Source organism: Rhodococcus sp. AG1013 (assembly GCF_003350365.1).
Classification (GTDB): domain Bacteria; phylum Actinomycetota; class Actinomycetes; order Mycobacteriales; family Mycobacteriaceae; genus Prescottella.
Map to the genome: position 1 here is coordinate 139997 of NZ_QQAT01000011.1, position 24449 is coordinate 164445.

At 67.5% G+C, this 24449-nt stretch carries 18 protein-coding genes and 1 pseudogene; 8 read left to right on the plus strand and 11 right to left on the minus strand.

What is annotated here, in order from left to right:
- Positions 1-3: 3 nt before the first annotated feature.
- From DEU38_RS15390 to DEU38_RS15400, 3 genes are all read right to left on the minus strand, one after another.
- Positions 4-1806, minus strand: a complete 1803-nt coding sequence (locus DEU38_RS15390; RefSeq protein WP_258557930.1) for a UvrD-helicase domain-containing protein — start codon at positions 1804-1806, stop codon at positions 4-6.
- Between the two features lie 2 nt (positions 1807-1808).
- Positions 1809-6329, minus strand: a complete 4521-nt coding sequence (locus DEU38_RS15395) for a DEAD/DEAH box helicase (protein ID WP_181818799.1) — start codon at positions 6327-6329, stop codon at positions 1809-1811.
- A 340-nt stretch (positions 6330-6669) separates the two neighbouring features.
- Entirely contained in the window at positions 6670-7767 is a 1098-nt protein-coding gene (locus DEU38_RS15400) for a DNA cytosine methyltransferase (protein ID WP_114722321.1), read from the minus strand.
- A gap of 261 nt (positions 7768-8028) precedes the next feature.
- Here DEU38_RS15400 and DEU38_RS15405 point away from each other — a divergent pair, with 261 nt between their 5' ends.
- Positions 8029-8613, plus strand: coding sequence for a T3SS (YopN, CesT) and YbjN peptide-binding chaperone 1 (locus DEU38_RS15405; protein WP_114722322.1), 585 nt, complete (start codon positions 8029-8031; stop codon positions 8611-8613).
- Between the two features lie 34 nt (positions 8614-8647).
- Here DEU38_RS15405 and DEU38_RS15410 read toward each other — a convergent pair whose 3' ends face one another.
- Both DEU38_RS15410 and DEU38_RS15415 read right to left on the minus strand, forming a co-directional pair.
- A complete protein-coding gene (locus DEU38_RS15410; protein WP_114722277.1) occupies positions 8648-9511 on the minus strand; it encodes a slipin family protein in 864 nt (287 codons plus the stop codon).
- A complete protein-coding gene (locus tag DEU38_RS15415) occupies positions 9511-9978 on the minus strand; it encodes an NfeD family protein (RefSeq protein ID WP_114722278.1) in 468 nt (155 codons plus the stop codon). Before DEU38_RS15415 ends, DEU38_RS15410 begins: the two co-directional genes overlap by 1 nt.
- Positions 9979-10174: 196 nt before the next feature.
- Between DEU38_RS15415 and DEU38_RS15420 the strand changes: the two genes are divergently transcribed.
- The 6 genes from DEU38_RS15420 (at position 10175) to DEU38_RS15445 (ending at position 18345) form a co-directional block, all read left to right on the plus strand.
- Complete coding sequence (locus DEU38_RS15420; protein WP_114722279.1) at positions 10175-11671, plus strand: DUF3375 domain-containing protein; 1497 nt, start codon at positions 10175-10177, stop codon at positions 11669-11671.
- A complete protein-coding gene (locus DEU38_RS15425; protein WP_114722280.1) occupies positions 11668-12276 on the plus strand; it encodes a DUF4194 domain-containing protein in 609 nt (202 codons plus the stop codon). Before DEU38_RS15420 ends, DEU38_RS15425 begins: the two co-directional genes overlap by 4 nt.
- Positions 12277-12287: 11 nt before the next feature.
- Complete coding sequence (locus DEU38_RS15430; protein ID WP_114722323.1) at positions 12288-15602, plus strand: ATP-binding protein; 3315 nt, start codon at positions 12288-12290, stop codon at positions 15600-15602.
- On the plus strand, positions 15599-16753 hold the full coding sequence (locus DEU38_RS15435) for a DUF3322 domain-containing protein (RefSeq protein ID WP_114722281.1): 1155 nt from the start codon (positions 15599-15601) through the stop codon (positions 16751-16753). Before DEU38_RS15430 ends, DEU38_RS15435 begins: the two co-directional genes overlap by 4 nt.
- An 85-nt stretch (positions 16754-16838) precedes the next feature.
- Positions 16839-17603, plus strand: coding sequence for a hypothetical protein (locus DEU38_RS15440; RefSeq protein WP_114722282.1), 765 nt, complete (start codon positions 16839-16841; stop codon positions 17601-17603).
- A 49-nt stretch (positions 17604-17652) separates the two neighbouring features.
- The gene (locus tag DEU38_RS15445; protein ID WP_114722283.1) at positions 17653-18345 is read left to right on the plus strand and encodes an SIMPL domain-containing protein; all 693 of its coding nucleotides are present in this window, start codon (positions 17653-17655) and stop codon (positions 18343-18345) included.
- A 54-nt stretch (positions 18346-18399) separates the two neighbouring features.
- Here the strand turns inward: DEU38_RS15445 and DEU38_RS15450 are convergent, their stop codons facing one another.
- The 3 genes from DEU38_RS15450 to DEU38_RS15460 are packed head-to-tail and all read right to left on the minus strand — an operon-like array spanning position 18400 to position 19857.
- Complete coding sequence (locus DEU38_RS15450; protein WP_147283517.1) at positions 18400-18783, minus strand: hypothetical protein; 384 nt, start codon at positions 18781-18783, stop codon at positions 18400-18402.
- The gene (locus DEU38_RS15455) at positions 18780-19529 is read right to left on the minus strand and encodes a hypothetical protein (RefSeq protein ID WP_147283518.1); all 750 of its coding nucleotides are present in this window, start codon (positions 19527-19529) and stop codon (positions 18780-18782) included. The genes DEU38_RS15450 and DEU38_RS15455 overlap by 4 nt, the downstream gene beginning before the upstream one ends.
- Before the next feature lie 34 nt (positions 19530-19563).
- Positions 19564-19857 carry a type VII secretion target gene (locus DEU38_RS15460; protein ID WP_181818800.1) on the minus strand — a complete coding sequence of 98 codons (294 nt, stop codon included), beginning with the start codon at positions 19855-19857 and terminating at the stop codon, positions 19564-19566.
- Positions 19858-20244: 387 nt separating this feature from the next.
- Between DEU38_RS15460 and DEU38_RS15465 the strand changes: the two genes are divergently transcribed.
- Positions 20245-20625: a hypothetical protein gene (locus tag DEU38_RS15465; protein ID WP_147283519.1), complete on the plus strand. Its 381-nt coding sequence runs from the start codon at positions 20245-20247 to the stop codon at positions 20623-20625.
- Positions 20626-20628: 3 nt separating this feature from the next.
- On the opposite strand, the pseudogene DEU38_RS15470 reads toward DEU38_RS15465, so the two are convergent.
- The 3 genes and pseudogenes from DEU38_RS15470 to DEU38_RS15480 form a co-directional block, all read right to left on the minus strand.
- Positions 20629-20874, minus strand: a pseudogene (locus DEU38_RS15470) (ATP-binding domain-containing protein); the annotation flags it as partial.
- A gap of 92 nt (positions 20875-20966) precedes the next feature.
- The gene (locus DEU38_RS15475) at positions 20967-21794 is read right to left on the minus strand and encodes an alpha/beta fold hydrolase (RefSeq protein WP_114722288.1); all 828 of its coding nucleotides are present in this window, start codon (positions 21792-21794) and stop codon (positions 20967-20969) included.
- A 69-nt stretch (positions 21795-21863) separates the two neighbouring features.
- Entirely contained in the window at positions 21864-24323 is a 2460-nt protein-coding gene (locus DEU38_RS15480; RefSeq protein ID WP_258557931.1) for a beta-glucosidase, read from the minus strand.
- Between the last annotated feature and the right edge of the window lie 126 nt (positions 24324-24449).

Consider the following 24449-nt stretch of genomic DNA (forward strand, 5'->3'; position numbering starts at 1 on the left):
CTCCTACCTACTCGACCAATCAGGCTGTGCGAGACCGACAACCCTCGGGGCAAGCCACAACCCGGAGCAGCTCACATCCACACCCTGCGACAGTCGTGGATCGCCACCGACCGTCTCCACCGACACCAACGACAGGCCGAAAACGGTCTCCGGCCAGCTTCCTCCACCGACGTTGAAAGCCTTGACAAACGACTCGTTGAAGGCCTCACTTGTGCGCCCGACCACACGGCCGTCCTCTGTAGTCAGGACGTATGACGGGTAGTCGGCGGTCGACCGCTCTTCATCGAGATGCCCCTCCAGCCGTGCACCCACAAGGTCTTCCGCTGCAAGGGTCTCCTGTACCGCTCGCGCATCGCTCTGGCCGAACGAGACAGGTACCTCGACCTCGACGTCGCCGTACTGGAACTCGACAGACGCTGTTCGCCTTGTGGTCGACTTCCAGTTCTTGACCCGTTCCTGCAGTCGGCCCGGCAACCAGCGCATTTCTTGGTACAGCACGTACGTCTTGGGTAGCTCGCACCGGAAGATCTGGTCCCGCGCCCGGCTCAGAGCAACGTATCGCGCACGGATCGTCGCCCACGGGTCTTCGTCATCCCGCGCAAATGTCCGCTCGACGAGAAAGACCCGATCGAACTCGAGCCCCTTGGCCCTGTGCACCGTGGAGACGATGACGTTGCTCGAGTCGGGCTCTGTCAACGTGAGCGGAACGGTGCCAGATTTGACTAGCGACCTGATCCGGGCCACGTTGAGCGCGTCAATTTGCTTCGCGTTTCCTTCCGCCGCCTTCAGGAGATACCAAGCGTCGTCTCCGCGATCCTCGCCGAGGATCCGCTCGAGCGCTTCTTCGACCTCGGACCGTCGAACAACCGTCCCGTCCAGCGAGCCCAGGGTCTGCGCCACCCACTTGGCGGCACCGAAGTCCTGCGCCTGACGCCGGACCGCATGACGAATCCCCCTCTCGTTGAGGAACTTCGAGACCCTGAGCACCTCGCCGTTCGTTGCACACAGGACCGCGGTCGTCACACCGTCGACCGACAGCATCTCGGCCCATTCGTCGATCTCCCCCAGCTCGAGCAAACTCGACTCGAACTCGTCCAGCGAGTCTTCGGCTTTGCTAGCATCCGACATCCCGCGCAGCTGGTTGCCCAACTCGACAACCTTCTGGGGATCGGCACCCCGCGCGCGGTAGTTCTCGCCCAGCCCGAGAGTCGTCGCGCCGAACTCCGACCGCAGAGCCTCGAAGACCTGCTGCGAGGACGTCTTGCTCTTCGAGTCGCCCAGCTGGAAATCGTAGATGCCCTGGAGTGGATCACCCAGCGCGGTGATGCCGACGTCCGGTTCGAGGCGACGCAGCAGTGCCAGCACGAAATCCGCCCGGTCGCCAACGAGGTCCTGCACCTCGTCCATGACGATGTGACGAAGGTCCTCGACCTCGAAGGGCGCCTCGTCGGATTCGTCGAGCACCTTGGTGGCCTGGCGGATGCGCGCCTCGTACGAGCCCATCGGCTCGATGTCCGCGTCGAGCAGAATCTGCCCGGCGAACGAATCGAAGGTGCGCACGTTGGCGGCGGCGACCTCTCGCCGTTCCAGACGCGTCCGCACCGCGGACACCGCGGCTCGAGAGAAGCTCAGTACCAGCACCTCAGTCGAAGCCGACAGCTGCTCTTCCTCCACGAGGAAACCGATCCGTGCCGCGACAACCTCGGTCTTGCCCTGGCCGGCACCGGCGATCACCACGAGGCGCTCGTCTATGGGAGCCTCGACGACAGCACACTGCTCGTCGTTCAGTTCCAACGGTTCTGCCATTGCTATCGCCTCCATAGCCCATCGAAGTGATGGAACGCCAACTGGGTTCCGAACGCATCGATGTTGTCTTTCACGTTCACGATGAGTACTTCCTCCGAGCCACCGTTCGCGGGTCCGCGCAGTCCGCGGCCGATCATCTGCTGATATCGGTTGGGACTGAACGTCGGTCGCGCAACGTAGACGGCACCGACCTTGGGGGCGTCGAAACCCTGCGACAGAACGTTGTAGTTCGTCAAGACGCGAATCTCACCGGCGCGAAACTTCTGGATCAGCCGACGCCGCTCCGGTGCGGGGGTGTAGCCGTCGATCGACGCCGCAGGCACGCCACCGCTGTCCAACACCGCGGCGAGCACCTGGGCGTGCTGGACGGAAGCAGCGAACACGAGCGCCGTCATGTCGGTCGGCAGCTTCTCCAGGGAATCGAGAATCCCCTTGTTCCGGTCATGGTCTGCCGCAACCGCATTGAGGTCGATACGGTAGTCGTTGAGGTGCATCGACTCCGCCTCCGACGTCTTACGCGTCTGTTCCGGAGTCAACGTCATGCCGTCGAGCTCGAGGTGCTTGACCCGCGCCAGGATCCCCATTTCCTGCAACACCTCATGCGGGTCCCCGTCGAATACGCCGTCGGTCAGCAGATTGGCGTCGTAGCGGTTGATCAGGCCCTTGGTCTGCTCCTCGTTATGGCCGCGGTACGGGCTGGCCGACAATCCGAGCAACGCCCGGTCGCGTTCCTTGGCGCCCCGCTTGAGCCACTTGAACAGCTCGGTATATGTCTTGCTGATCGAGGTGTGTGCCTCGTCGACCAGTACGACCTCGGCGTTGGTCAGCCACTCGTGATTGCCCTTGCGCGCCAACGACAGCAGTTTGGCGTCGGTCGCCACCACGAGGTGAGCACCATCCTCTGAAGGTGCGGCGTCGTTCGCTCCCCACAGCCGACTGATGGTCAGACGCGCACCGGCAGGGGCCAGCGCCGACCACGTGTACGACCAGGTGTCGACGGCCTGCTCGCACAGTTCCTCGGACTGCGCGATCCAGATGATGAGTGGCTCGGTCTCGGACTCCTTCACGAAACGGATCAGCGATTCGACCGCCACCCGCGTCTTGCCCGAACCCGTCGGCAACGCGACGATCCCACGGTTCTTGCCACCCGGCTGCAGCAGCTTCAGGACGTTCGTCACGACCCGTTCCTGATAGTCGTGCAGCGGCGGCAACGCGACCGGTCCGATCACCTGGAACCGAGCTGCCGGCGCGGCGACACGTGCACCCGCGTAGTCCGGCGACAGCCCCAGCTCCTTGACCGCGGTAGAGGCCTGAACGCCACCCGACAGCTTCGGAAGAACGACGCCCTTTTCCTCGATCGCCGGGGCGAGGCGACTGAGCAAGCTGGCACCGCGGGAGGCCCGGGCCATGCCTGCGATTTCGTCGGGTGTCAGCTTCTTTCCGCGACGACGTTCCGCCAGCGCCTTGGCACCGGCCGGAATCTCCTTCTCCAGCGCATCGACGCCGGCCAACATGACGAACTTGCGGTTCTCGTCCTTCTCCGCCTGAACCTTCCGGCGGAGCTGGCTCGCGGCGCCCCGGACCCCGATCTGATGAACCTTCGTCTGGTCTGCCGCGGACAGCGAGAGCCGGAGCTCGCGAGCCAGACGCTCGAGCAGCACCTCGTCCGACATGTCGTCGCGGAAGTACACGCACCGCTCACCGTCCCGAAGAAGATCGTGATCGGTCACGGTGATCCCCGCGCTGTCCCCCGTTCCGAGCTCGACCGAGATCGCCGAACAGGGAACGAGATCCACGTCGGGCGGCGAGGTGACGAAGGCACGGATACCCGGGAACTTGTCCGCAAGCGCGACAGGCTCACCCGATGCCGCCGTGAGGACCTTACGGCTGATGACTGTGCGCGCGTCGATCAAGCCCCAGCGCTCGATGAGCATCACGACATGCCGATCGTTCTCAACCAACACCGCCGGGTACCCGTTGTCGACCAAGGCATCGTAGTCGGCGGAAGTGCACGTCACGTACGTCTCGGACGGTGCAGCCAAGGTCGCTCCGGACGACGGCGTGACCCCGAGCTCATCGGGGGTGGGTGCACCCGCTTCCGCCGCATAGCCGTAGAGCCGACTGACATGCTCCTGGTCGAGGACTCGCCACGGGTTCACGAGGATACGGGTCCACCGACGGGCGTCGATGTCCTCTGCAAGCTCGAGCGCACTGGCGTGTTCCGGGGCGACACGCGCCACCGGAAGCAGGTCGTCAGGAATCCCGGGGATCGACGCGACCGTATCCGTCACCGAACGACGACCGTAGGCGGTTTCGAGCACACCGTAGCGCTTCAACCACCACACCGCGGGGTTCACGAAGGACATGACGGAACCGTCTGCACTGCTGGTGGAGTCGAGCCTCCACGGCGTCGTCGATGTTCGGAGCACATACGTCGTCAGCGCCGCACGCCCATCCTCACTGAGCTGCGCCGCAACGTCCAGGCCGCACACTGTCGTGCCGGCCGAGATACGGATCTTCGACGCGGTGACCTTCACGCCGCGCCCTGACTGCCACTCCACGTAGGCCGAGCGTGCGGCCTCGGTCCAGTCCGCGAACCACTGTTCCTCCTTGTCGGGCACCCCGACCGGAGGTTCAGAGGAGGCGCCCAGTTGGCGCAGGAGTCCGATATCTGCCGCGTGGAACGCGGTATCGATCGCGAGCGCGCCGTCTCGACTTCCGTCGGCAGGAACCAGTACACCCGGCAGCAGCACGCGACCTAGCTGCTCGACACGTCGGGCGAGTGTTCGCACGGGAATCTCCGCGATGCCGAACCCCGCGGTGAGCGCCTTGGCGGCATCGTTCACCGGCAGTCCGCGGGTGAGGTTCCACAGCTGCTCGACCATCGGTCCGGTCGTGGACGTCTGGCGCATCCGTGCGACCTGAGCACGCAGACGTCCGAGTTGGTCAAGGCGTCCGATGCCGAGGCGAACCAGCGCCCCGACAGCCTCCGCGTCCGCCGCGACAGCGGGGTGGACGTACTCGGGGCCGGTCTCGTCACCCGTCTCAGGGAGGAAGATGAGACCGGATCGCGGCAGCTTCAGGGTCCCGTCGGCCGCGAGAACGAAGGCAGCCTTCCGCATTTCGACCATGTGCTCGGCCGCGTCCGAGTCGATCAGTGCCGCGAGCTTCGCGGCCTCTTGCGAGCCGACGACGCCTGCGCTGGCGGCGAGGTCGTGGAGCCATTCCCCCACACCACGAGGCTTCGAGTCCGCGAATACCAAGAGCCGCTCGGCCTTCGCGCGGCGTTCCGCCGTGCGATCGACCGATCCGTGAACCCAATCCGACGGTCGACCGTCGACCGCGGCCCAGCGAGGCTTCCAGGAGCTGAACTCGGAGAGGAAACCGGGCTGCAGCTTCACCTTGTTCGGCCGGGCCAGACGGCCGTCCATGTCCGGGAGACAGGGGACCTGGGCCACAGCCCTCATGATCGGCTCGTTGACCGCATCGTCAGCCCACGAACGCTGCTCGCGTCCACGGCTCGGCAGGATGTCGAGGATCGAACCGGGATCCTGGACGTCGACGAGCTCCGCGAGATTGGAACTGACCAGATCCGGGAGGACGCTGGTCAGGACCTCCCGGTTGTACAGCCCATCAAGGATGTCGTGCCGATCCTCGTTGGTCTTGAACGGCGCGTTGACGATTCCGGCAAGACTCGTCCGCGAGTTCGTCGGAAAATAGGACCAGAAGGAACCGACCCGCCCGCGCCCCTTCTGGGGCACCGCCCACGCCAGGTCGATCCGCCCCCGGCCCGAGATTTCACCCGCATCTTTGCGGGCCTCGGGACTGGGCTGATGGGTGACGCGGAAGACGTTCCACACCTCGTTGCCGCCCTCGGCCACGAGGGTGACGCGGGAACCGTCGCGCTGCGCACGCCACGATTTACCAGTCTCAGTGTCGTCGTTCCGGAGGTCCAGGCCGTCGACATGTTCTGCGAACAAGAGGAACTCGGCAGGAAACTCAAGCAGTTTCGCCCCGAGCCAGTCGATCCCTTCCTTCAACGGCAGACGAACGACGGTGGTCGCCCACTCCATCAGCTCGCTCAGCACCGTATCCGACGCAGCCTCGTCGCTCGGATCGAAGGGAAACCCGATCCGCAGCACCGGAGTCCGCGGAACACCCGGATTGATGCTGCGTACCATCTCTTCGCTGGCGCCTCGGTCGAATCTGATCGAGACGTCGCGACTGATGATCTCCGGTGTGTCCGAGATCCCGAGTACGGACTTGAAGCCCAACCCGAATCGGCCGATCTCCTCGTCACGCTTCCGCGAGATATGGGAAGCCATGAGGGTCTCGATACCCGAACTCGTCAGCGGCGCACCCTCATTCGCGCAGTACAGGTTCCCGTTCGCGAGAACCAACGCGATGCGACCACGGGTCTGCACCATCGCATCGGCAGCATTCTGAACCAACTCGTACAGCTGCTTGCGCCCGTATCCACCCTCGACATTCGAGAGCTCGATGCCCGCATCTTGCTCGATCAAGTTCGGCTTTGCCCTGTAGGCAGCCAGACACTGTTCGGTCTGGCTGCGCACGTGATCCGCCAGCCCGCCTTCAGCTCCAGCCCATTTCCTTGCCATCGTCCCACCCTTAGGTCGCACAGTTCTCGTCAGCCGCCCCCGACCTGCGCCGTCTGCGGAATGTCGACGATCGAGGGCAAACCGTTACGGGCATAACGGGCAATCGGCGCCGAGCCCTCAGACATTGCCACAACCCACCGACAAATCGGGGCGAAATCTCAATCCTTGGAGAAGAACTGACTGGGAAGCGGTGCCGTACGACATCGGCATCCGGATGACTGCAACCCCGTCTAGCGGGTGGCTTCTACTTGATCGGCTTGTTCCACGGGCCACGCACTGTCGCATCAAGGAGTTCAGTATCGAGCGTGCGCCCGAGAGCAGCGGCAAGAACGTGCGTACCGAGGCGAGGCGGAATCGCATTGCCGATCTGCTGTGCGAGATCCTTTCCGGACCAGGGGTAGTCGATCGGGAACGTCTGGAGGCGTCCGGCTTCCTGGTGGGTGAAGCGTGGAAGCTCGACGTTGTCTGGTGTTACAAGGCGGTTGCGTGACACTTTGCCAGTTACCGTCGCCGCGGGCTGGTAGGAATGCCGCCTTCCACGCGCTTTGGGATCGCCGCCCGAACCGTAGTTGGAGATCACGACGAATGGCTCCGGCCTCGAAGGTCGGTTGCCGTACTCCCAGGACTGTCGTTCGAGGGCCTCACCAAGCGTTGCCCACGGCAAGCGGTCTTTCCGACCCTCTTCCCGCGGTACATCCTTTCGGTACCTCCGGTGAGTCGGGTCGGGCAACCGCGCGGGCTTCTTGTACCGCGCGATCAGCACGGCCCGGCGACGTGTTTGCGGTACGCCGAACTCCTCGGTGCGCAAAATATCGCAGTGGACCTCGTAGTCGATCGACTCGAGCACCTCACCAATGGCTTCCCACACACGAAGGACAGCCGGAACCTGTTCAAGGACTATTGCCTCGTAGGGCTTCTCCTCTTTCTTGGCTTCCAAAGCCCATCGGAGGGGCTCCAGCACAAGGCCCGTTCGTTCGTCCTCAAGCTCGGCGACGTCCGCTCGGACGTCCTCGCCGATGCCCATCCGCTTTACGAACGCGAGAACTTGATCGAGAGCACGGCGTCCACTCCCCGATCCCGCGACAGTGAAGGTCTGACACGGCGGCCCACCGGCGAGGATCGTTGCCTCCGGAAAGTCTGAAGGGCCGAAGTTGCGCACATCGCCGAATCTTGTGCGAAGGCCTGCCGCCTGTCTGGTCGCATGAGCGTTTGCGTCCCACTCGACGCCTGTCGCAGGCACCCCCAGCCAATGCGCGGCGACGTCGAGTCCACCGGGTCCCGCGAAAAGATCCACGATCTCGGGAGGAGCAACATCGAGTGATCGCGGGAGAGCTGGGGTCATGGTGGGGATTTTATCGGCTCTAGGCCTAGTACCTTCCCAGTAGGACGGAATGCGCCCCTGATCGTCGTCGTTCTCGAATAGGCCAGTACCGATAGGCCGGTCTGCGCTCAGCACGTGTCTGAGAGCATCGTCACAGGAGCCCCATTCGGTGGACGTCCTCAGGACAGGATCGTGAGTCCGCCGCGATATCGTGGACACTTACCGACCACCGACTTTGCAGCGCCCGAACCGTAGATCCGGCCGGCGCCGGACAGGGGAATGATGACCGAGCACGACACCACCGAACAGCCGCTCCAGCTCGATGGCGCCTTCGCGATCGCCACGGAGGAGCAGGCGCAGCTGCACAGCCTGTCCGTGCGGACGCTGACCGAGCTGCTCGGGAGCGCACCGGAGACCGACGAGGACGGCGACATCGCGATCCCGGTCCACGGCTTCGGCGTCTACGTCACCGTCGCGGAGGACGGCCCGCAGCTGCACGTCTGGTCCTCGATCGTCACCGACATCGCCGACCGCGCGAAGGCCGTCGAGCAGCTGGTCGAGCTGTCCAGCGAGTGGCCGCGTCTGCGTTTCACCCTCGAGGACGAGCACCTGCTGGTCTCGACAATCGTGGACGCGGATCCGTTCGCGCCGCAGCACCTGATCAACCTGGTCGACGAGATCCACGAGCTCACACACGACCTCGACGACGACTTCGCGGCCAAGTTCGGCGGAGTCCTCGACTGCGACGCCGACGACGACTCCTACGCCGGCGGTTGCGGCGGCTGCGGTGACGACTGCGCCTGCGGCGACGGACACGACGCCGGCCACCTCGGTGACTCGATCCCGATCGGCCAGCCGAACAACTGACCGACCGCCAGCGCGCGGGTGAGTAGCTGCCGAGCTACTTGCCCGCGCGCTGCGCGTCGGGCTGCAGGGACATCCACGCCGAGATGAGTGCGTCGATGTCGGTCCGGGCGGCGGGCAGCGCCGCGTGTTCCGGTTCCGGTTCCGGTGCCGGTCCCGTCTTCAGGAACGGCCGGACCAGGTCGAGCGGCAGCGGGAAGACAACGGTGGAGTTGTTCTCCCCGCTCATCTCCCCCAGGGTCTGCAGGTAGCGCAACTGCAGGGTGGTCGGGTTGCGGCTGATCACGTCCGCGGCCTCGGCGAGCTTCGCGGACGCCTGGAACTCTGCCTCCGCGTTGATGATCTTGGCGCGCCGCTCGCGCTCGGCCTCCGCCTGACGGGCGATGGCCCGCTGCATGTCCCGCGGAATCTCCACGTCCTTGATCTCGACGGTGGTGACCTTCACGCCCCACGGCTCGGTCTGCTGGTCGATCACCTTCTGCAGGTCCTCGTTGAGGCGTTCGCGCTCGGCGAGCAGCGCATCCAACTCCGCCTTGCCGAGGATCGACCGCAGCGTCGTCTGCGCGATCTGCGACGTCGCCGCGAAGAAGTCCTCAACGCCGACGATCGCGCGGTCCGCATCGACCACCCGGAAGTACGCGACCGCGGTGACCTTGACCGGCACGTTGTCCCGGGTGATCACCTCCTGCATGGGGACGTTCAGCGTGACGGTTCGCAGACTCACCCGCACCATCCGGTCGACAGCCGGAATCAGCAGGACCAGACCGGGTCCCCTCAATTCGACGAGCCGCCCCAACCGGAACAGCACACCCCGCTCGTATTCGCGCAGCACCCGGACGGCCGCCGACGCCACGATGACGGCGAGCAGGGCGACAACGATGACAGCAAGGGCAATGGTCATCAACATGACAGCTCCCACGGTTCACGACGACGCACGCTCAACGTGAGTCCACGGACGTGCTCGACGACGACGCTCTCCCCCGCTCGCGGCGTCTCGGTGTAGCCGAACTCCATTCGGGCGCGCCACAATCCGCCGTCGGCCTCGACCTGACCGTGGCCGCCGTCCCAGCTGCGGACGGTGGCCTCCGACCCGATCATCGACTCCGCCCCCGTCCGCACAGGTTCGCGCCGCGCGCTCAAGACCTTCCGGCCGGTGACGGCAACCGCCCCGACTCCGACGACGGCGACACCCGCTGCGGCGGGGACCGCGATCTCCATGCCCAGCCCACCGGAGGTGAACAACAGCCAGACGCCGGCCGCGGAGAGCAGCGTGCCCGTGATGCCGAGCGCGCCGAAGGTCGGAACGTGCGCCTCGATCACGATCAGCAGCACGCCCACGACCAGTGCCAACACACCCAACGCAGCCATCTGTAATCACCCGCGAGGGCCCGGTCGGCTCGCGTAGCCACTCGCGATCGAGCCCTCATTGTCAAAGGTAGGCGCGCTTCCTCGGTACTGCCACCCGCCCGCATCGGCACGGCCTGCCCCGCGCTGTCGGCAGGTCGTGACAGCATGGTCGCCCGAGAGACCTCCGACTCAGACACCCACCAGAGAAAGGAACCGCATGTCCGCGACCAGCGACGTCCACCGGTTCCTGGACCTACGCGCGGACAGCGCCGGGTGGGCGCTGCTGCGCTCCGACAACGCGGCGGTCGTGCTGGCCCTGCTGAGCCGGCACTTCGACCACGGAACCCGCCGACTGCCGGCACCGGAACTGTTCGCGCTCCTCGACGCCGACCTGCTCGAGCTCCGCGAGGCCGGGCACGATCTGCCCCGCACCGGCCAGGGCTACTGCGCCGACTGGGTTCGATCGGGCTTCCTCCTCCGACGCACCAGCCAGGCCGCACGCGAGGAGACCCTCGAGCCCACCGACGGCGCCTTCGCGGCGATGTCCTTCGTCTCCGGCCTGGACGCGCAGATCACCGCGGTCACCGAATCCCGCCTCACCACCCTCTCCACCCAGTTGCAGGCCCTGGCGCGCGACTCCGATCCCCGCAGCGAGAGCCGGTTGGCGGCGCTACTGGCCGAGCGCGACGAACTCGACCGACAGATCACCGTGGTGCAGTCCGGCGATTTTCCGGTCCTCGACGGCGACCGGGCCGTCGAACGGTCCGCGGAGATCCTGACACTGGCGTCGGAGGTCCCCGGCGACTTCGCGCGGGTGCGGGCCGAGCTCGAGGAACTCAACCGGAACCTGCGAGCCCAGATCCTGGACGAGGACGGCGACCGGGGCGAGACGCTGGGCGACGTGTTCCGAGGCGTCGATCTGATCGGCCAGTCCGACGCCGGACGCAGCTTCACGGCGTTCTACGACATGATCCTCGACCCGGCCCGCTCGTCCCAGCTCGACGAATGGATCGACACCGTCCTCGGGCGCCCGTTCGCCGCCAGGCTCACCGCCGACCAGCGACGACGGTTCCGCACGCTGCTCACGGAGATGGAGACGGCGGCCTCCGAGGTCCACGCGACGATGACCTCGCTGTCGCGGTCGCTGCGACACTTCGTCCAGTCCCGCAACTACGAGGAACATCGCCGCCTGCAGAAGCTGCTACGGTCGGCGCAGCAGCGAGCGGTCGACGTCGTCGGCGGCCTGCGCCCCTTCGACGTGCTCGACATCGAACTGGTGCGGATCGGCATGAGCATCGAATCCGTTGCGGCACTGAAGCTTCACAACCCCACCGACGATCTGGTCACCGAACCGGTGCAGACGCAGCCGTCGGGTGTGGTCGACCTGGCCGACCTGCGCCGGCTGGTCCGCGAGTCGGAGATCGATTTCGACGAGTTGACCGACAACGTGGCGGCCACGCTGCGCACGCACGGCCGTGCGTCGATCGGCGACGTGCTGCGTGAGCATCCCGCGACCCAGGGCCTCGCCAGCGCTGTCGGATTGATGGTGCTCGCGACCCGGCACGGACACCCCGTCGACGGCACCGAGCACATCGAGTGGGTCTCCGCCTCAGGCGTGTCCCGCCGTGCCACCATTCGGCGTCTCGTCTTCGATCCCACCGCCGACGAGTTCACCAGCCGCACCGCCCGCACCATCGAGGAGGCCGCCCCGTGACGACGGAGGAGACGCTCGCCGCCGCACGCTATCCCGGAGACACCGGCGAGCTCGACCTCGAGACCCGGCGGGCGCTGGTGCAGCTACTCAAGGGCCCGCTGATCACCGCGGCCAAGCATCCCGAGGTGTGGCGCACGGTGATTCGCGAGGAACGATTGCTGCGTTCGCGCCTCGCGGACGTGTTCCTCGACCTGGTGGTCGACGACGAGAACGAGCTCGCGTTCACACGCCCAGCCGAGACCGGGGACGACAAGAACCCCACTGTGCTGCGCACCGAGCGGTTGACCTTCATGGACACGGTCATGCTGCTGGCGCTGCGCCAGCGCCTGCTCCGGGCCCAGCCCGGCGAGCGGGTGATCGTCGACCTGGACGAACTGCGCGAGCAGCTCGAGATGTACCGGCCCGAGGGCGACACCGACCCCGCCGGCTACGCCAAACGAGTGAATGCGTCGTGGAAGAAGCTCGACAAGTACTCGCTGCTGTCGAAGACCACCACCGACGACCGGATGGAGATCTCCCCGGTGCTGCGCCAACTCTTCGATGCCGACCAGATCGCCGCCGTGGAAGCCGAATTCCGCCGGATCGCCGAGGAGGACGAATCGTGACCGCTCCCCAGATGCCGGTTCACCCCGGCCAGCGCCGCCTTGCCCGCGTCCAGGTGGTCAACTGGGGAACCCTGCACGGACACCACGACCTTCCGGTGTCCCGCAAGGGCTTCCTGATCACCGGCAACTCCGGCTCCGGCAAATCCACGCTCATCGACGCGATCTCCGCGGTCCTGGTGCCCGGTGGCCAGGTGCACTTCAACGCCGCCGCCCAGGAGTCCACCAAGTCGGGACGCAACTTCGTCAGCTACATCCGCGGCGCGTGGCGGCGTGAGGCCGGCACCGACACCGAGGGACTGAAAACCGCGTATCTGCGCGACGGCGCCACCTGGAGTGCGGTCGCGCTCACCTACCGCACCGATACGGACGCCGACCCGGTGACCTTGATCAAGCTCATGCACCTCGGCCGCGGCCAGAACGCCGCCTCCGACGTCACCCACCTGCACGTGATCCTCGACCAGGAACTCGACCTCACGGAAATGGCGCCGTTCGTCTCCCGTGGCATCGATACCCGTGCCATCCGGCGCCGCTGGCCCGATGCCGCGGTGAATCCGTCCTACAGCCCGTTCGCGCGCAATTTCCGCTCCCGCCTGGGCATTTCGAGCGAAGCCGCGCAGCGTCTGCTGCACCGCACACTGTCCGCGAAGAGCCTCACCAGCCTGGACCAACTGCTGCGCGACTACATGCTCGACGAACCGGCCACCTTCGCGATGGCCCAGCGCGCCGTCGACCAGTTCCACGACCTGCGCGAGGCGCACCGCGTGGTGGTCGACGCCCGACAACAGATCGAGGCCCTCGAGCCGCTGGTGGAGTTGGCGGCCACCCGCGGCCGCGCCGTGCGGATCCAACGCGATACCGACGAGGAGATCACCCACCTCGACGCCGTGCGCGCCCAGCGCGCCCTGGCACTGCTGCAGGACGAGCAGCTCGAGTTGCAGGCCAACACACCACTGCTCGAGGCCGGCGCCCGCGAGGCCACCGACGCCGCGCACCGCGTACGCCAGGAGACCATCGACCTCACCGTCCGACTCGAGGGTATCGAGGGCGGCCGGCTGTCGGTCCTGCGCGCGCAGCGCGACGCCCAGACACAGACGAGCGAACGGGTGCGGGCGCGGCGCCGGCAGGTCGCCGAGGCGGTCGCCGCGTGGGACGGCACGGTCCCCGACTCCGCGGAGGAGTTCGTCACGCTGCGGGCGCACCTCGAGGACCAACTCGCGCAGGCCGCGACCGGCCACGAGGTGCGACTACACGACCGCTACGAGATCTCGGATCGACGGGGCATCGCGGCCCGCGAGCGCGAGCGCCTCACCGACGACCGCGAGGTGCTGGCGCGACGTCGGTCCAACATCGACCCCCTGCTGCTCCGCGCCCGCGAAACGATTTGCGCTGCAGCAGGATTACCCGAGGAGACACTCCATTTCGCCGGCGAGCTGATCGCGGTGCGCGACGAGTTCACCGACTGGACCGGCCCCATCGAACGCGTCCTCGGCGGGTTCGCCCGCACCCTCCTCGTGCCCGACGACGCCTACCGCGCCGTTGCGGCCGCGGTGGACGCCACCCACCTCGGTGCCCGCCTCGTGTACCGGCGGGTGCGGCTCGTCGCCGGTGCCTCGACCGCGGCGCGGACCGGACCGCACTCACTGGTCCGACGACTCGACGTCACCGAGGGTCCGCTGGCGGGCTGGATCCACCAGCACCTCGCCGAACGCTTCGACTACGCGTGCGTCGACACCGCCGCCGAGCTGTCCGAGCACGACCGCGCGGTCACGCGAGCGGGCCAGATCCGGCACTCGCAGCAGCGGCACGAGAAGGACGACCGCAGCCACATCGACGACCGCGGCCGGTGGGTGCTCGGCTTCGACAACGAGGCCAAGCTCGCCGACATCCGGCGGCGCATCCAGGAACTCGACGCCACCGTCGCCACCCTCACCGCCCGCCTCGACGATCTGGATCGGCACGACCGCGTCATCGCACGCCAGAACCAGGCGGCGCAGACCATCCTCGACGCCCGATGGCAGGACGTCGATCTGCGCGGCGCGGAGGCGATTCTCGCCACCCTCGACGAGCGGCTCGCGCGGTGGCAGCAGGACAACCCGGAGCACACGGCGCTGACCGCGGCCCTCGACCGGGCGCGCGCCGCCGAGACCGACGCCGACGCGGCCCGCTCGGCGGCCGACGCGGCACTGACCATGCACCGCAAGCAGCTCGTCGAGCTCGACACGAAGATCCGTGAAGCGCGGCACGCCGCCACCGAGCCGGTTCCGGCCGACGTCGCCGCCCGTCTCGATGCCCGATTCGCCGCGGTCTCGCGCCGGCTCACCTCCGACAACATCGACAAGAAGGCGTACGAGGTCAGTCAGGGCATCAACGAGGAGAATCGGCGGGCACAGCACACCATCTCCACCACCAGCGCGGCGATCGTGCGACTGCTCTCCAAGTACCTCGCCCGCTGGGAGGCCCGCGGCGGGGAGCTGCGCGCGGACGCGGGCTACGTCGACGACGCGCTGGCCGTGCTCGCGCGGCTGCGCGCGGACGGCCTGCCGCAGTTCGAGGACCGCTTCTTCCAACTGCTGCACGACCAGTCGGTGCGCAACATCGGCGAGCTGGCCCGTGCGATCCGTAAGGCGCCCGGCGAGATCCGGGCCCGGATCGACCCCGTCAACGAATCCCTGAGCCGTTCCCCGTTCGATGTCGACCGGTGGCTGCGTATCGATGTGCGCGAGCGACGCTCCCCCGCCGCCGCGGAGTTCCTCGACGAGCTGAACCGGATCAACAGCGGCAGTTGGAGTGCCGAGGAACGGCCGGACGCCGAGCAGCGTTTCGAACGAATGGCCGTCCTGCTCGAACGACTCTCCTCCGGTGAACCCGCCGACCAGCGGTGGCAGCGCCAGGTCCTCGATACCCGACTGCACGTGGGCTTCATCGGCGTCGAGGTCGACGGCACCGACGAGATCCGCAACTACCACGACTCGAGTTCCGGGCTGTCCGGCGGGCAGGCGCAGAAGCTCGTGTTCTTCTGCCTCGCCGCGGCACTGCGATACCAGTTGGCCTCCGCCGGTGAGGATCTTCCGCGATACGGCACCGTGATCCTCGACGAGGCCTTCGACCGGGCCGACTCGGCGTACACCCGCCGGGCACTGGACGTGTTCACCCAGTTCGGTTTCCACATGGTGCTCGCGACGCCGCTCAAGCTGCTGCAGACGCTCGAGGAGTACATCGGAGGCGCCGCCGCGGTGAGCATCCGCGACAACCGGTACTCACAGATCGCGCTCATCGACTGGCAAGACCGCGGCCCCGACATGCACGAGGGAGACGACGCCGCATGACGCGCGCCGCGTGTGTCACCCCGTCCGCCGTCACGGCCAAAGCACTCACGGCCTACAACGCACGCCGGCGCCGCTGGCTCGCCGACTCCGCCAACGCGGACACCGACTCTCTGGTGGTGGGCCTGGCTCCGCCGTCGGAGGCGACGGTGGCCGCGGATCCCGACGCCGTCGTGGCCTGGACACGCGACTGGCGCGCGCATGCCGGTGCGGGCCTCGTGGAGTGGGAGACCCGCCGCTGGCCGAGCTTCGGGTCCCAGGAGATCCCGGTCCGGGTGTCGTTCCACGGCGCCGGACAGATCGCGGCCGCGGCCGGCCGGGGGGCTCAGTGGCGGCGGCTCAGCGACCGCCGCGACCGGCTCGTGTCCGGCATCGCCCCGGCCGCACCGGATCTTCCAGCCGCGGTGTCGTCGACGGCCACCACGTGGGAGTCCTTCGACGACAACGACTTCGATCGATTGATCGACGTGCTGCGATGGCTCCTCACGAATCCGCCGTCCGGCATGTTCATCCGGCAACTCCCGGTGCCGGGTGTCGACACGAAATGGATCTCGCGCCATCGGCGCGTGATCGAGACACTGGTCGCCGGTGTACGCGGCGACGGCGGCCTCGGGGTACGGACGGCGCCGCGCATGCACGAGCTGGCGGTGCTCGATCGGTGCCTGCTGCCCGGCGGGCCGCGGGTGTTCGCGGCCGCCGTCGACGAGCTGGGCGCGCTGCCGTTGCAACCGGCCCGGGTCCTGATCCTCGAGAACAAGGAGGGTCTGCATGCACTGCCGGACATGCCCGGGACCGTCGCGCTGCACGGTGGCGGCTACACCGTCCACGAACTCGCCGCCCTGCCCTGGTTGACGGGGCCGGATGTCTGGTACTGGGGCGACCTGGACAGCCACGGATTCGCGATCCTCGATCGCCTGCGCCACCACCTGCCCGCGGTGCGGAGCCTGCTGATGGACTGCGAGACGCTCCACCGGTGGCGCGAGCTCGCGGTCACGGACCCGTCCCCCGCCCCCGGCACGTTCGGACTGCTCACCGCCGGCGAAACCGCGGCACTCGAGGCACTCCGCGCGGGGGAACTGCGACTGGAGCAGGAACGCATTCCGTGGCCCTACGCGCTCGAACAACTGCGGCAGGCCTGGACTGTGCCGAACTGACCTCCCCGCAATCCGGCGGGCGCATCGTCGACACCGCGGCCGTGTCGCGCGCCGCCGCGTCGGTGGTTGGTGCGATCATCGCGGCATGCATCTGCTTGACGAGGGGTTCGAGCCGCCGGAGGCGTGCGTGCAGTGGTGTAGCGCCCGCGCCTATCCGCTCCATGTGCTGGACGACGGCGTCCAGGTGGACCTCAACTGGTGGAACCACCATCTCCGTGATAGCAAGCACGAGATCGTTCTCCACGGACGGGATCTGGACGGTCGGGTCGTCAACCGCGGCACCGCGATCGTGCAGCGCAACGATCTCCGGCTCGACAGCGAACTGTTCGACGCCGATCACAACGGACTGGGCCTGCTGTTCCTGTGCGCGGCGTGGCGCAGTGCCCACCGCAGCCGGCGCGCCACCCGACGCCTGCCGGACGTGTTCGACGCCTACACCCCGAAGGACCCCCTCCGGAAGATCAAACTAATCCTCGACCACTGCGCCACCTCGCGGACGCTGCCGCCCGCGTCGAGCAGCAACTGGTCCGGCTGGCCCGACACTCCCGGTGTCGGCGTGTCCCTCCTGGCGGTCTACCTGTGGGCGGTCGGTGTGACCCGGGAAGGCATCCGGGCGCAGATGATCGACCAGCACGGCGTCTCGACGCTGATCCACGAGGGCTGGCTCGAGGAGCCGTCGGTCAGTGGCTTCACGCTCCGCCGCTACGACCGCTACCAGGAGCTGCTGCGCACGTGGTCGATCCAGGCCCGAACCCACCCGGAGCTGATCGAGATGTGGCTGGTTCAGCGGTGGAACGCCCGGGTCCAGGAGGCCCGCAGCGGCGCCCGGGCCGAGCCGACCCTGTTCTGAGCGGTCCATTCCGTACTGACCTGTCGGTGCTGTCGGGGAGACTGGCCTCATGCCCACCAATCCCGTCACGATCACGGTCACCGGCCACGCCGAGCGCTCGTTCATGCCCAACCGGTGCGTGGTGCGACTGAACATCGCGTTCGACGGCGCCACCCGCGCCGAAGCCGCCGACCCCGCCGCGAAGTCTGCGGCGGCCCTGGCCGAGCTGATCCAGGAACTCGAGAACAACTCGGCGCGACTGCTCCGGCGGACGTCGATCGATCAGGTCCAGCACACCCGGTATCGGCCGTATCACCCGCAGGGCAAGAAGCTGCCGTGGAACTACCGCTCGACGGCCACCGGTTCGGTCACCTTCCGCGACCTCGACGCTGTCGTATCCTTCGTCGACCGGGTGTCGGCGATCGAGGGCGTCGACGTCGGGCATCTGCAGTGGACGCTCACCCGGAAGGCCCACGCCAAGGCCCTCACCCGGGTGCGCGATCTCGCGGTCCGCGACGCGCTCGCCAAGGCGAAGGGCTACACGCAGAGCCTGGGCTGCAAGCGCATCGAGGCGGTTGCCCTCGCCGACCCGGGCATGCTGAACCCCGGACAGCGCCCCGACTACGGCCCACCGGCGGTGCGGATGATGGCGGCATCGGCCGCGGCCCCGGACAGCGCCGACACCGGTCGCCCGGCGATCGAGCTGACCCCCGAACGCATCGGCATCAGCGCGGACGTCGAGGCCCGGTTCGAGGCGTCGTGAGAGGGCTCGACACTGCGCGGGAGACAAGCAGCGACACGGACGCCGGGCCTGTGCTCACCAGTCGGTGCCCAGGATCGGCGGCCGGTCATCGAAATACTCGTCGTCACCGTCCGCGGGAGCAGCGGCGATCGAGGCTGCGTACTCCTCTTCGATCCTCCGCTGCCCCTGCGCTGCAAGCGCTTCCTTCTCTTCGGCGCTCAACTGTGACAACTCGGTGAGAGATCCGACAACCAGCGGATTGACGACACCCGAGAAGGTGGTCGAGTCGACGACGTCGCGCAGACTGATCCGCCCCGCGAGGACCTCGGTAACCATCGTCTTGAAGGCCTGATCGGGTGTGGCATCCGACAGAGTCTGTAGGGATTTCCTCAGCTGCAGCGCCATCGCCGGATCGTTCTCGAGCGAGGGAAGCAACGGACGCTCTTCGACCACTGTCACACCCCGCCTCGATCGGAGGCAGCGCCGGGCAGGGCCGGGAGCTTTGCATCTCCGATAGCGCCCATGTAGCCGGTGATCAGGCCGGTAACGGCCTGCGCACCCTGAAAAGCCTTGTTGAGGACGTCGAGGATCTTCTGGATCGTTTGGAAGACCTTCCACCCGGTGGCGAGTGCCACGGCCCAGGCACTCGCGGTGATGATCGCACCGACTCCGGTGGCAGCTGCGATGGTCGAGGCACCGGCCGCGGCCAACTCGATCAGGAACTGGATCATCAGATCCGTGGCGATCGCGAGCAGTCCCTTGATGGACTGTGAGAACTCATACATGCCGAGTGCCACAGTCTCCAGTTCGTCCCCCATCGAATTGATTGCGTGCTGCTGAGACTCGACGGCGCGAACCAGCTCGTCGAAGTAGCCGGCGGCCGAATCTGCGGCGTCGCCCTCCCATGACTGCACAGCGGTGCTCGTCGCCGACGACAGCGCCTCGGACATCAGTGCGGTGAAGCCACTGAGGGACTTCACTGCACGACCAGCCTCCTGCACTGCTGCCCAGTCACCGGCGACCGAATCCGCGATCGTGTCGATCGGGTTCTGTTCCACCCCAATGATTCCGAGTGCCCCCATGACGGGCGCGGTCAGCCAATAGGTCGGGCTGAGATAGGAACCGCTGAGCGCGTTCTCGAGCGGATCCGGTACCGGATCCTCAGCAACCGGTTCCTGCAACGCGCTCCGTGGGTCATCAGTCATCGGGTCCCCCCTTCCGACGGTTCTTCAGTGGCGCTCAGTACACGCGGTCCAATGCCGTCGCGTTCGTCGAATCGGTTGCCCGGTACTGTTCGGCGGTGCGGGCGATCTCCTCACCCGACACGGCGACCAGGCGCCCGATCGCGGCGGCGTTGTCCACCAAAAGCGTCCGAAGCTCGGAGACCGTGGGCGCAACCGACAGGAAGATGCGACCGTCGGCCATTCCGATCGAGAGGTGCTCTTCCAGATAGGCCGTAGCCTCCGATACTTGCCCGGCGAGTTCCCCCAACCTGGCAGCGAAAACATCCAGCGCATTCGGATCGACCAGCACCGCATCCCCCAATCTCTGGCCGCGGCCCTCCCCGGCCCCGGTCACGTTCGCAACGTACCAGTGGGGCCGGGAATACTTGCACTGGGCCACGATCGGAGGCTATGCATACCGATCATGGCTCCCTCAACGACGGACCAGGTCGCTTTCCCTCTGCGTGAAGGGTCTGACGACGAACTCGGCCGATGGAAGGATCATGCTCAAATTCGAAAGGTGATGCGATTCGCCGCGGTACCGATGCCCGAACTCTGTGTGGCGCACGGTGAACCGGGGACGTGGTCGAGGCGCTTTCGATGCTATTCACGGCCCACGACCGACTTCGATCTCAAGCCTCGTCGATCGCAGTTGCTGCACGATCTCATGTTCGGCTGGGCCCGAATCCATCGAGGAATGGACCGCCTGGCAACGGCCTATTCGGCTACCGTCACGACGCATGGCTGCGTCGCATGTCGGCGCTGGCTCCGCCGACGGCGCGCCCGGTCCGCCGCGCTACTCGCGGTCACCCTGGTCCTGCTCATCGCCGTGCCGAGAGTCCTGGTCGAATCCTCACAAGAGGGCCTCGCCGCCCTTTCGCTCTTCGCCGGGCTCTTCCTGCTGGTCGTCACCGCCGCGGCCGCGCGTTGGATCCACGAGTTCGCCCGAGCGACCGTCAGCGAGGACGGCACCCGTCTGATCATCGACAACCCCCATCCCGACTACGCGCGCGCCGCGGTGCCGATGGGTGCCGAACGAAGCCCGCTCCGCACAGGTGAAAGCACGAACGAGCAGTAGGGGTCACCACCGCCGCAACCCACTCGCCCGCAACACCCGCCGCCCCACGGCAGCCCGAACGGCCTCCTCGGTCCCGACAATGCGCACGTCGGTCCGGGCGCGGGTGATGGCGGTGCAGAGCAGCTCCCGGGTGAGCAGGGACGACTCCTCGCCTGGCAGGATCACCGAGACCACCTCGTACCTGCGGCCCTGGCTGCGGCGGATCGTCATCGCATAGACCGTCTGCACCGACGCCAGGTGACTCAGGTGACTCCGAACCCATCGGCATCAGCGCGGATGTCGAGGCCCGGTTCGAGGCGTCCTGACGGACCACCCGAATGCGTCGGGCATGTGTCTCGGCGTCAGGCGGTCTGACCCCAGAAGTCGACGAGGACCTTCGTCAGCTCCTCGGGCTTCTCCTCGTTCGGTGTGTGGCCGGCCCCCGCGATGATCTCGAACTTCACGCCGAGCCGAGACGCGACGTCCGCCTGGACCTCCACTGAAATGACGTCCTCCTCGCCCGCGACGACCAGGATCGGCAGACGGGTCGCCGCCAGCTCCTCGACGCGGTCCGGCTCGGCGCTCATGGAGAGGGCGATGCCGGCGATGTTCGCGGTCTTGGTGGCCAGGATGCGGCCCCGCAGGAACTCCTTCACCGGTGCCGGGAAGGCCTCCTGCAGGGCTCCGAACATGGCCTCCCACAGGGCCTCGTTGCCGCCTTCCTGCAGCAGTGCCGGGATCTGGCCCATGTCCAGGTCCATGTCCAGGTTCTGCCCGCTCGGCGGCGAGTCGAGGATCACGTAGTCGAGGAAGCGCGCCGGGTCGTTCAGCACGGCGGCCCGGGTGACGAGACCACCGAAGCTGTGGCCGAGGAGGTGCACCTTCTCGTCGGGCGCGACCTTGTCGAGCGCCTCGGCGAGGTCCCGGGCGAACTTGGCAATCGTGTACTCGCCCACCGCATCCGGGCCGTCCGGGCCGTCCGAGTCGTACTGGCCGAGCTGAGAGTAGGAGATCAGGCGGTAACCGGCGGCGGTGACGAACGGCGCCATCGGGAGGAAGTCCTCCCGGGAGCCGGTGAATCCGGGGACCATGACGACGGTGCCCTTGACGTCCGTGCCGGCCTCGGGCGTCGCCTCGAAGAAGGACAGCTCGCCGCGCGAGATCGTGATGCGGGACAGATTGACGGTCATATTGCGTTCTCCTCGTTGGGGTTCAGGGGTTCTTCGGGCGAAAGGTGGGAGTCATCAGAGATCCCCGGCTCACACCGCCGAGTCCTTCAGTTCGATCTCGGTCGTCAGCCGACGGTCGGAGGCCGATCGCGCCGCGACCAGCGTCCGCGAACCGCCCGCGACCCGCCACGCCGCCGCCGATTCGTCCCACCGCGCCAGGATCCTGCGGTCCACGGTGATTCGCGCGGTCGCCGACTCCCCCGCGTCGGCGTTCACCGACGCGAAACCGACCAGCCGCAGCGGGTCGTTCCCGTCGGCGCCCTCGCCGCCGAGGTAGAGCTGGACGACCTCGCGTCCGGTGCGCACGCCGGTGTTGCGGACGGCCACCTCGACCGTCACCGCACCCGATTCGGTCTCCGCGGCGGTGATTCCCTCGTAGTCCCAGGTGCTGTAGCCGAGACCGTGCCCGAACGGGTAGGCCGGGGCGATCGCGGCCTTCTCGTACGCGCGGTACCCGAACGTCGAGCCCTCGGCGTAGTCGATGACGCCGTCGACGGGTTGGGTCGACAGCACCGGCGAGTCGGCGCCGACCGCGGGGAAGGTGGTGGGCAGCCGGCCGCCGGGCTCGACGACGCCGGTGAGCGCGTCGGCGATCGCACCGCCGCCTTCCTGGCCCGGCAGCCACGCCCACAGCACCGCCGCAACCTCGTCCCGCCAAGGCATTTCGACCGGCGCGCCGGCGTTGACGACCACGACCGTCTTCGGATTGACCGCGGCCACCGCCGACACCAGCTCGTCCTGCCGACCCGGAAGCAGCAGATCGACACGGTCGAAGCCCTCGCTCTCAACCTCGTCCGTGGTGCCGACGAAGACCAGCGCCACGTCCGCGTTCCGCGCAGCCTCGACGGCGGCGGCGAACGCCACATCCGCAGCCTCGCGCGGCGCCTCGTGGTTGAGGCCGAACATCACCATCGGGTGGTCCGGTGCGACCATCCGCATCTCGACGTTGATCGTGCCGGCGACGAGCTCGGCCGAAACGCGATGCTCCGGCGGCTTGACGAGATTCTCGATCGGGTCGTCGTCGGCACTGGTGAGCGAGATCGCATGCGGCTCGGCCGCGCCGATCCTCAGGGAGTAGTCCCCGGAACCCGACACCGAGAACTGGTGGGTGCCGCCCTCGGCGACGGTCAGATCGGTCCGGACGCGGACCTCGGCGGTGCACGGAGGGACGGTGCCCATGAACACCAGACGCGACGCGAGCCGGCGCTCGGTCGCGAGAACGGTGCCGTCGGCCGAAACGAAGTCGACGCGAAAGCCCGGCTCGCCGGTCTCCGGGTCGCGGGCGACGTCCGCCGGGATGGCGGGAAGGATGCGCTGCGTCGAAACGCCTTCCCGGTAGTCGATCTCGACCGAGTCGCCGAACGCCTCGCGCAGCCCGGCCAACGGACTGGTGATGTGCGTGGGGTTGACGTGCGCGGAGCCGCCACCCTGCGCGGTCAGCACCGCGGCGTTCGGGCCGAGGACGGCGACGCGGCTGCGCGACGAGGGAGCCAGCGGCAGGACGCCGCCCTCGTTGCGCAGCACGACCATGGCGCGCGCCGCGATCTCCCGCAACTGCTCGCCCGCGTCGGCCGGGGTCGTCGACGGGGCGGGTCCCGCGAAGCCGTCCAGGTAGCCGGTGCGAGCGGCGAGCCGAAGCACGCGCAGCACCTTGTCGTCGACGACGCTCTCGGCGACCTCGCCGGCGCGGACCGCGGCGACGAGCGCCTCGTTCCACGGGCTCTGCGGACCCGGCATCGCGACGTCGAGGCCCGCGTTCGCGGACGCGGCCGTCGAGCGCGTCGCGAACCAGTCGGACACGACCGCGCCGTCGAAGCCCAGTTCCTCCTTGAGGACCTCGGTGAGCAGCCGCCGGTTGTCGGTCAGGCTCGCACCGTTGACCGAGTTGTACGAGGCCATGACGGACCACGCGCCCGCGCGGACCCCGGCCTCGAAGGGCACCAGGTAGACCTCCCGCAGCGCCTTCTCCGAGATCCGCGCGTCGTACGTCATGCGCTCGGTCTCGGACTCGTTGCCGATGTAGTGCTTGATCGTCACCGCGACGCCGTTGGCCTGGACACCGGAGACGAAGCCCTCCACGATCGCGGCGGTCAACTGCGGGTCCTCGGAGTAGCACTCGAAGTGCCGGCCGCCGAGCGGCGAGCGGTGAATGTTGATGTTCGGGGCGAGGAGCCACGCGACGCCCTTGTCCCGGGCCTGGGCACCCATGAGGGCGCCGGCACGCCGGACCTGCTCCGGGTCCCAGGTGGCGGACAGCGCCGAGGGGTTCGGGAACAGCAGGCTGGTGTCACGCTCGTCCCAGGTCGTGCCGCGGACGCCGTTGGGGCCGTCCGAGAGGAGCACCTTGCGCAGGCCGATCTTCTCGATCGCGTCGAGGGACCAGAAGTCCGCGCCGGTCAGCAGACCGACCTTCTCCTCGAGCGTCAGTTCCGCGAGGAGCTTTCCCAGCTTGCCCTCGTCCACCGCAGTCACACCGTCTCGGCTGTTCACAACCGGCACTCCTTCGAACGTCACGCGGACCGGGTCTGTTCGACCGCCGGAATCGAGGCTAACCGCAAATACCGAGTACGTACTAGGTTTGTTATCTCGCCGTTACATTTGCCCGCCTACAGTGAG